The organism is Candidatus Protofrankia californiensis (assembly GCF_900634765.1).
GTDB lineage: Bacteria > Actinomycetota > Actinomycetes > Frankiales > Frankiaceae > Protofrankia > Protofrankia californiensis.
This window is the reverse complement of the sequence record NZ_CAAAFT010000041.1, coordinates 1-7,995: the sequence shown is the minus strand read 5'-3', so window position 1 is coordinate 7,995 and position 7,995 is coordinate 1. Positions and strand designations below refer to the sequence as shown.

The window sequence follows — 7,995 nt, the reverse complement described above, 5'->3', positions numbered from 1 at the left end:
CAGCCCTCAGGCGCTCAACATCGAGATCTATTTTTATACGAGAGAGAAAATGTCACCTCTCGGCTATGTCAGCTTCTACGAGGAATTCGCGCGACGAGTCCCTGTAGTAAACGAGATCATGCCGGCTACTCCTGCACCCTCTACCCCTCATGCGTCGACGAAACCTTTAACATCTCTCCTTGAGCTAGAGAGTGAGCGCCAACTGCTTGAGGCTGAACTGGTACAGCGTCGCAGGGACGGTCGCGACGACGGAGATCTGCTCGTCAAACTCAGAGAAAATCAAGACCGTCGGCTCCTCGCATCGGAACGTGAACAGGATGACCGAAACCCTCCTGTGAGTGTATTTATCTCCTACGCACACGCAGACGATCTGCTTCGGCGAGAACTTATCAAACACCTGGCAAATCTGAAACGCGCAAAGATAATTCGAGAATGGCACGATCGGGAAATCGTAGCAGGGATGGATTGGCGCAAGAAGATCGACGATCAGCTTGACAGAGCTGAGGTGATTCTCTTTTTGCTGAGTCCAGACTTCATGGCATCGGACTACTGCGTCGGGATTGAAGCGGTGCGTGCAGTTGAACGCCACGCAACGGGCGACGCCTGCCTAATCCCCGTACTCCTGCGTGCTGTGGACTGGCAGGGAAGCATTTTTGATTCCTATCAAGCTCTCCCGCGAGATGCGAGGCCTGTGACGCAGTGGAAAGACCGCGATGCAGCCTTCCTCGACATCGCTCAAGGGATACGCCGGGCTATAGATCGGCTAGGCGAAGATACGCGTTCAGCGGTATAACAACAGTTCAGAGTATGGGCTTGGACCGGAAAAGTGGGATGATTCCCTTCATTTGATTATAAACAGGAAAGTTCGGCAGTCTATCGGAATTACTGCTTGGGCTCGCTGCTGCTCGAACCGATCAGGATTGCGACGGGACTCTGGTTGACTGTATCCGTGCCGTGCTAGGGTATCCATTCGTCTTCGAGGATGGAATGGACGATGAAGTCACGCCAGGTGCCGAGGACGAGGACGAGGACGAAATCCATGCATGTCCAGCTCACCGAAACCAAGCCGGTACAGGAGCCGGACGGTTTCGGCGTCATAACCACGACCCCACTGATCGGTGCGGAGCGCGAACCCGATCCGCGAGCTCGACCTGGGTGAGACCCTGCTCCTCGCGAATCTCCCTCAGCCGGTACGCGCGTACCTCGGCGTCGATCCGGGCGCGGTGCTCCTCGACCCTGTCCTCTCGTGGAGGTCGCTTGGCCCGGGTCTCGTTCCACGTGTTCGTCGCAGCCTGCCTCCCCTCTCCTCAGTCGCCATAGTCACCGCGTAGCCAGCCGTCGGCGGTGTTATGCGCATGCACCACTAGCAAAATCGTGGACCCGCTCGGTCGCACAACCCAGCTCGTCCTCTACAGGTATTCACCGCGCGGAGGCGGTCGGTCTGTCGCACGGTCGTGGTCGTGGCGAGGATGCAGAGTGTCCGAAACGGGTGCCGCTCACGTGACTGGCACGTCCTCGGGATCGGGTAGGTTGTAGGGTACGCGTACGGCGAGGAAGGTCGCGCTGCGGCGGAGGCGGAATCCCAGCGACGTGTACAGCCGGATCGCGTTGGTGTTGTCCGCGATCGCGTGCAGGAACGGGGTTTCGCCGCGCTCACGGATGCCGGCGGCCACCGCGAGCACGAGCCGGGCCGCCAGCCCCTGGCCACGAAAAGCAGCGTCGGTGCAGACCGCGCTGATCTCGGTCCACCCGGGCGGGTGCAGCCGCTCGCCGGCCATCGCCACGAGCACGCCGCCGCGGCGGATGCCGAGATAGGCGCCCATCTCGATCGTCCGCGGCAGGAACGGGCCGGGCTTGGTGGACGCGGTCAGCGCTAGCATCTCCGGCACGTCCGATGCCTGAAGGCGAACGGCTTCGTCGTCGTGCGCGGCGGCGACCCCGTCGTCGACGAGCTGCACCCCGGCGCCACGTGCCACCACCTCCCACCCCCGCGGCGGCGGGACCGACACCCCGGCGAGCGGGACCAGCGCGCCCGGGCCTGCGAGGGCGGCGATGTCATCCCAGTCGGCGGCGTCGGGGTGTTCGGGCAGCGCCACGAACGGGGAGACGTCGACCGGGTAGCGCAGCACGTTGCCGCGCCGCTCGGCGAGGTGCGCGTGTGCCCCGGTCAGTGACCACCGGGCGGGGTTGTCCAGCGGGGGCTGCTGACTCGGGTGGTGCTGCCGACCAATGTGGATGTGGCTCATGCGCCGCCCTCGACGGCAACTCCGCCAAGGGCGACCCCGCCGACGGCGACTCCGCCGGGGACGTGGGCGTGAATATGGACGCGGATGGTCAACGGCGCTGCCACTCCTGGGCCAGCAGCTGGTAGGAGCGGACCCGGTCGGCGTGATCGTGCGTGATCGTGGTGATGATCATCTCGTCGGCGCCGGTGGCGTCGCGCAGCTGCTCCAGCTGGTCGGCGACCTGCTCCGGCGAGCCGACGAACTGGGTCTCGACACGGTCGGCGACCAGCTCGCGATCGGCATCGCTCCACGGGTGCCCGCGGGCCTCGTCCGGAGTCGGGAACGGGATGGCCCCTTCGGCGGTGCGGATGCTGCGCACCCACAGCCCGTAACCAGCGGCCAGCTCCCGCGCTGTGGCCGCGTCCTCGGCTACGACGACGTCGGCCGAGACGCTGACGTAGGGCCGCTCGAGCTCGGCCGACGGGCGGAACGCGGCCCGGTAGCCCTCGGCGGCCTCCAGGACGGTGGCCGGGCTGACGTGATAGTTCGCGGCGAACCGCAGCCCCTTCTCCCCGGCGAGGGTCGCGCTCTCGCCGCCGCTGCTGCCGAGGATCCAGATCTGCACCTGCGCACCCTCCCCGGGGACCACATGGGCCTGTTCGCCCTCGGCGGAGCGGTAGGTGCCGGCCAGCAGGGCGAGGACGTCGCCGACCTGCTCAGTGTAGTTCTGTGGCTGCGCACCGGGAGGTTGCAGAAGCGTCTTCTGCAATGCGAAGCGCGGCGAGCCGAGCAGGTGCTCGAAGGAGAACCGGGGTGGGATGCGCAGCCCGTTGGATGCCTGTCCGTTCACGACGGCCGTGCCGCCGAGCAGGGCCGGCTCGCGCTTCACCTCGCTCGGATGTCCGCCGGAGCGGCCCAGGCCAAGGTCAAGGCGTCCGGGGTGGAGGGCGTCAATGAGCCCGAACTCCTCCACCGTCGACAACGCGGTGCGGTGCCCGAGCTGGACGGCGCCGGAGCCGATGCGGATCGTCGACGTGGCCGAGGCCGTCAACGCCAGCACGACCGCGGGTGAGGTGCCGGCTACGCCCGGGTTGAGGTGGTGTTCGGCGAACCAGTATCGGGCATAGCCGAACCGCTCGGCCTGCTGGGCGAGATCGATGCTGTTGCGCAGCGCCTGCACCGCGGTCGATCCGGAGGAGATCGGGATGAGGTCCAGGACGGCGAGCGGAGTCGTGACCATGGCGGGTGTCCTTCTCAATGTTCCAGGGACTTGGGCCTCCGGCGGCGCGAAAAACATGATCGCGCCGCCTTTGGCCTCTAGACGGCGGCGGGCGCAGGCCCGCCTGCGGTCGGTGAGGATGGCTCGGCGAGCACCGGCGCCCACGGCCAGGGCGGGTCCGGGATGTCGCGGCGCAGCACCGGGGCGATGTCGGACTGGAACAGTTCCAGGCTGGCGCGGTGCTGGGCGTCGGTGAGGCCGCCGGCGTCGGCGTGCAGGTGGAGCACGCTGTGCCCGAACTGCTCGTGGTAGCGGTGCACCTTCTCGATGACCTGCTGCGGGCTGCCGATCAGCGCGGAGCTGCGCTCGACGAAGTCCTCCAGCGTCGGGAACACCGGTTCCATACCGAGTCGCTTCTGGAAGGCCAGATGCCCGTCGAACACCGGCCGGTAGGCGGCGATGGCATCCTGGGAGTTGCGCTGCGCATAGTAACCGGCCGTACCGGCGCCGACCGTCGCCAGGGTCGGGTCGTGACCGTAGTGTGCCCACCGCTCACGGTAGTAGTGAACGAGTTCGGCGTACGGCTCGATCGGGTTGGTGACGTTGGCCGAGAACAGCGGGTCACCGTACCGGGCGGCCAGATCGACCGACTCCTTGCTGGTGGCGCTGCCGTGCCAGACACGGATCGGTTGCTGCAGCGGCCGGGGCCAGACCTCGGCGTCCTGCAGCGCGGGCCGGAACCGCGGGTCGGCGGTGACCTTGTCCTGCCGCCAGATCCGGCGGAAAAGCTCGTAGGACTCGGCGTTGCGGTCCCACTGGTCATCGGGGGTGACGTGGAACAGCCCCCGCTGGGCGGCGCCGTTACCCTTGCCGATGATCAGCTCCAGCCGGCCGCCGGAGAGGTGATCGAGGGTGGCGTAGTCCTCGTAGGCCCGCACCGGGTCGAGCAGGCTCAGCGTCGTGACCGCGGTGAACAGCCGGAGCCGGGTGGTGAGCGCGGCCAGGTGGCTGAGCACGACCGGCGGGGAGGAGGAGATGAACGGCCGCTCGTGCCGTTCCCCCACCCCGAAGCCGTCGAAGCCGAGTTCCTCGGCCAGTAACGCGTTGTCGATCACCTCGCGGAACCGGTCGGTGGTCGACGTCCGCGCGCCGGTGACCGGGTCCGGGGCGTGCACGATCAGTGTGATGGCCAGAAACTTCACGACACCGCCTTCACCGCCGGACCCGGCACGTCGAGTGGTGCGAGGGACACGGGCGGGGACAGGGACGCAAATGGCGCGAGGCCGAGGTGCTCGCGCAACGTGGTGCCCTCGTACTCGGCGCGGAACACACCGCGTTCCTGCAGCAGCGGTACGACGGTGTCAACGAACCCGTCCAGCCCACCCGGGGTGATGTGCGGGACGAGGATGAACCCGTCACTGGCGTCGGCCTGCACGAGGTCGTTGATCGCGCCAGCCACCGTCGCCGGGGAACCGATGAACGTCTGCCTCCCGGTGACCTCGATGATCAGTTCCCGGATGGAGAGGCTCTTCGCCTCGGCGAGCTGGCGCCATTCGTTCGCGGTGGCCAGCCGATCCCCGAACATCCGCACGCTGGCCCGGCCGCGGGCGATCGTGTTCTCCCCCGGATCGGGGTCGACGGAGGGTAGCGGCCCGTCCGGGTCGTAGCCGGACAGGTCACGGTTCCACAGCTGCTCGAGGAACTTGATCGCGGTCTGGCCGCTGACCTGCTGCAGCCGGACCTCGTGCGCGATCTCGGCCGCCTCGGCGTCGGTGTCGCCGAGCACGAACGTCGCCGCGGGCAGGATCAGCAGCTGGTCACGGGCACGGCCGTACCGGGCCAGCCGTCCCTTGACGTCGGCGTAAAACGCCTGCCCAGCCTCCAGGGTGCCGTGCCGGCCGAAGATCGCGTCTGCGCTCGAGGCGGCGAACTCCCGTCCCCCGTCGGAGTCACCGGCCTGGAAGATCACGGGACGCCCCTGCGGGCTGCGCGGGACGTTGAACTGGCCGGCGATGTCGAAATGCGCGTCATGGTGGGCGAACGCACCCGGGCGCGGATCGCGCAGGAACACCCCGCCGTCCTTGTCTGCGACGATCTCGTCACCACGCCAGGAGTCGAACAGCTCCCACGCCGTCCGCAGGAACGTCCTGGCCCGCTCGTAACGCGCCTGCTCGGGCAGGAAGCCGCCGCGGCGGAAGTTCTCGCCGGTGAAGGCGTCCCAGGAGGTGACCACGTTCCACGCCGCCCGGCCGCCTGAGAGGTGATCGAGGCTGGCGAACTGCCGCGCCACCTCGTAGGGCTCGTTGAACGTGGAGTTGATCGTGCCGGCCAGGCCGAGCCGGTCGGTGACCGCGGCGAGCGCGGCCAGCACCGTGAAGGTGTCCGGACGGCCCACCACGTCGAGGTCGTGGATCAGCCCGTTCTGCTCGCGCAGCCGCAACCCCTCGGCGAGGAACAGAAAGTCGAACTTTCCGCGTTCCGCCGTCTGCGCAAAATGGACGAATGAGCTGAACTCGATGTGGCTGCCCGCAGCAGGATCGCTCCACACCGTGGTGTTGTTGACGCCTGGAAAATGAGCGGCGAGATGGATCGGCTTGATCGGCTTGCTCATCGTCCGGTGTCCCTTTCAGGCGGCCGCGATTCCAGATCGGTGGCGCGGCGGTGTCAGCACGAGTGGTAATCGGTTCGCCGATCACGGCACGTCGAAACCGGTTGGGTCAGGGGCGACGGATTGAGTCAGGAGCGATTGGGTCAGGGACGACAGAGCGCGCCGGCGACACGGCACAGATCGATGTGCCGACGCAGGAACAGGCCGACCACACCACGTCGCGGCTCGGGCGCGTGGACGGCAGGCGGACCCGGGATCAGCTGCATGTGTCGTCACCTCCTGCCGATCGATGCCCGGCCGACCCCATCCCACGGCTGGGCCTGGGGAACCGGGATCGTCCCAGCCGGCCTCACCTGGAGCACCCGCCGCGCGGGAGGTTGCCGGTCAGCGAGCCAGGGCCTGTTGCCGACACTCATGACCTTCTTCGAAGGTACCCTGAGGCACAGGCAAAGTCTATTTCCTATCGATATACTTGGCATTGTTTGATCATTACATGTGATCATTATGCGTGATCGTTACATGCGGAATGCGGGGCCGCCGGGCGGACGGCCGAATCGGTTTTCGTCAGGCATGGATGACACAAGATCGGATCGGCGGATGATTGTGATGAACGCACACGTCCTGCGCATACGCCCGGTCGTGGCCGCATTGTGACCGCGCGCTACCACTGGTTCCTGCCGACCGGGGGTGACGGCCGCAACCTGGCCTCCGGAGTGCACGGGCTGGGCATCGGCGGGGTGCTGGCACCCGCCCGCGCCGGTCGGCCGGCGTCACTGACCTACCTCACGCAGCTGGCGCAGGCCGTCGACTCGCTGGGCTATGAAGCGGTGCTGACGCCGACCGGCGCGCACTGCGCCGACGCGTGGGTCGTGACGGCTGCGCTGATCGCGCAGACCAGCCGGCTGAAGTTCCTCGTCGCGTTCCGTCCCGGCCTGGTCGAGCCGGCACTGGCCGCACACATGGCCGCAACCTTCCAGCAACTGTCGGACGGACGGCTGCAGCTCAACGTCGTCACCGGCAGCAGCGGCGCCGAGCAGCACGCCTACGGCGACCAGCTCGGCCACGACGCCCGGTACGCGCGGGCCGAGGAGTTCCTCGAGATCGTGCGCCGGTTGTGGAGCGGCGCCGAGTTCGACCACCACGGGAGGTTCTACGACCTGCGGGGCGCCCTGCTGCGCGATCCGCCGGTGCCGTACCCGGAGGTCTACCTGGGCGGCTCGTCCGATGCGGCGCTGGCGGTCGCGGCCCGGCAGGCCGACAGCTACCTGACCTGGGGCGAACCGCCGGCGCTCGTCGCAGAGAAGATCGACCGGGTGCGCGACCTGGCCGCGGCGCAGGGACGGCGGCTGCGGTTCGGCCTACGCATCCACGTCATCACCCGGGACACGGCCGCGCAGGCGTGGGCCGACGCCGACCGGCTCATCGCCGGCCTGGACGACGCCACGATCGCGGCCGGGCAGCAGCGGCTGCGCACGTTGGAGTCGGTCGGCCAGCGGCGGATGCTGGACCTGCACGGCGGCTCGCGTGACCGGATGGTCGTGGCACCGAACCTGTGGGCGGGCATCGGCCTGGTGCGCGGCGGCGCCGGCACGGCACTGGTCGGCAGCCACGAGGAGGTCGCCGAGCGGATCGCCGAGTACCGCGCCGCCGGTATCGAGGAGTTCGTCCTGTCGGGGTATCCGCACCTGGAGGAGGCCTACGCCTTCGCCGAGGGCGTGCGTCCGCTCCTCGGCGAAGTGATCTGACGCTGTCGCGACCAGCTGGGAATGGCTGCCAGCAGCGCACGGGTGTAGTCGTGCTCGGGACGCTCGAACAGGTCGTCCGTCGCGCCGGCCTCCACGATCCGCCCGGCCTGCATCACCGCCACCCGGTGGGCGATCTGCCGCACGACGGCCAGGTCGTGCGAGATGAACAGATAGGCCACGCCGGTGTCGGCCTGCAGT

At 67.8% G+C, this 7,995-nt stretch carries 7 protein-coding genes, 1 pseudogene and 1 riboswitch; of the genes and pseudogenes, 2 read left to right on the top strand and 6 right to left on the bottom strand.

Annotated features, from left to right (window positions below):
- Positions 1 to 793, top strand: a 793-nt coding sequence (locus tag DD1DGNOD_RS27675; protein WP_131769322.1) for a toll/interleukin-1 receptor domain-containing protein, incomplete at its 5' end; no start/stop codon positions are given.
- A 703-nt stretch (positions 794 to 1,496) separates the two neighbouring features.
- Here the strand turns inward: DD1DGNOD_RS27675 and DD1DGNOD_RS02150 are convergent.
- The 5 genes from DD1DGNOD_RS02150 to DD1DGNOD_RS31030 form a co-directional block, all read right to left on the bottom strand.
- Positions 1,497 to 2,246, bottom strand: coding sequence for a GNAT family N-acetyltransferase (locus tag DD1DGNOD_RS02150; RefSeq protein ID WP_131769321.1), 750 nt, complete (start codon positions 2,244 to 2,246; stop codon positions 1,497 to 1,499).
- Positions 2,247 to 2,334: 88 nt separating this feature from the next.
- Complete coding sequence (locus tag DD1DGNOD_RS02145; protein ID WP_131769320.1) at positions 2,335 to 3,465, bottom strand: LLM class flavin-dependent oxidoreductase; 1,131 nt, start codon at positions 3,463 to 3,465, stop codon at positions 2,335 to 2,337.
- A gap of 77 nt (positions 3,466 to 3,542) precedes the next feature.
- Positions 3,543 to 4,646 carry an LLM class flavin-dependent oxidoreductase gene (locus DD1DGNOD_RS02140; protein WP_131769319.1) on the bottom strand — a complete coding sequence of 368 codons (1,104 nt, stop codon included), beginning with the start codon at positions 4,644 to 4,646 and terminating at the stop codon, positions 3,543 to 3,545.
- A complete protein-coding gene (locus DD1DGNOD_RS02135) occupies positions 4,643 to 6,055 on the bottom strand; it encodes an NtaA/DmoA family FMN-dependent monooxygenase (RefSeq protein WP_241251149.1) in 1,413 nt (470 codons plus the stop codon). Before DD1DGNOD_RS02135 ends, DD1DGNOD_RS02140 begins: the two co-directional genes overlap by 4 nt.
- 140 nt (positions 6,056 to 6,195) lie before the next feature.
- Entirely contained in the window at positions 6,196 to 6,318 is a 123-nt protein-coding gene (locus tag DD1DGNOD_RS31030) for a putative leader peptide (protein WP_430827746.1), read from the bottom strand.
- Between the two features lie 51 nt (positions 6,319 to 6,369).
- A riboswitch (SAM riboswitch) is annotated at positions 6,370 to 6,472 on the bottom strand.
- A 230-nt stretch (positions 6,473 to 6,702) separates the two neighbouring features.
- Between DD1DGNOD_RS31030 and DD1DGNOD_RS02130 the strand changes: the two genes are divergently transcribed.
- Positions 6,703 to 7,797: an LLM class flavin-dependent oxidoreductase gene (locus DD1DGNOD_RS02130; protein WP_131764898.1), complete on the top strand. Its 1,095-nt coding sequence runs from the start codon at positions 6,703 to 6,705 to the stop codon at positions 7,795 to 7,797.
- Here DD1DGNOD_RS02130 and DD1DGNOD_RS02125 read toward each other — a convergent pair.
- Positions 7,749 to 7,995, bottom strand: a pseudogene (locus tag DD1DGNOD_RS02125) (ABC transporter ATP-binding protein); the annotation flags it as partial. The gene DD1DGNOD_RS02130 and the pseudogene DD1DGNOD_RS02125 sit on opposite strands and share 49 nt — an antisense overlap.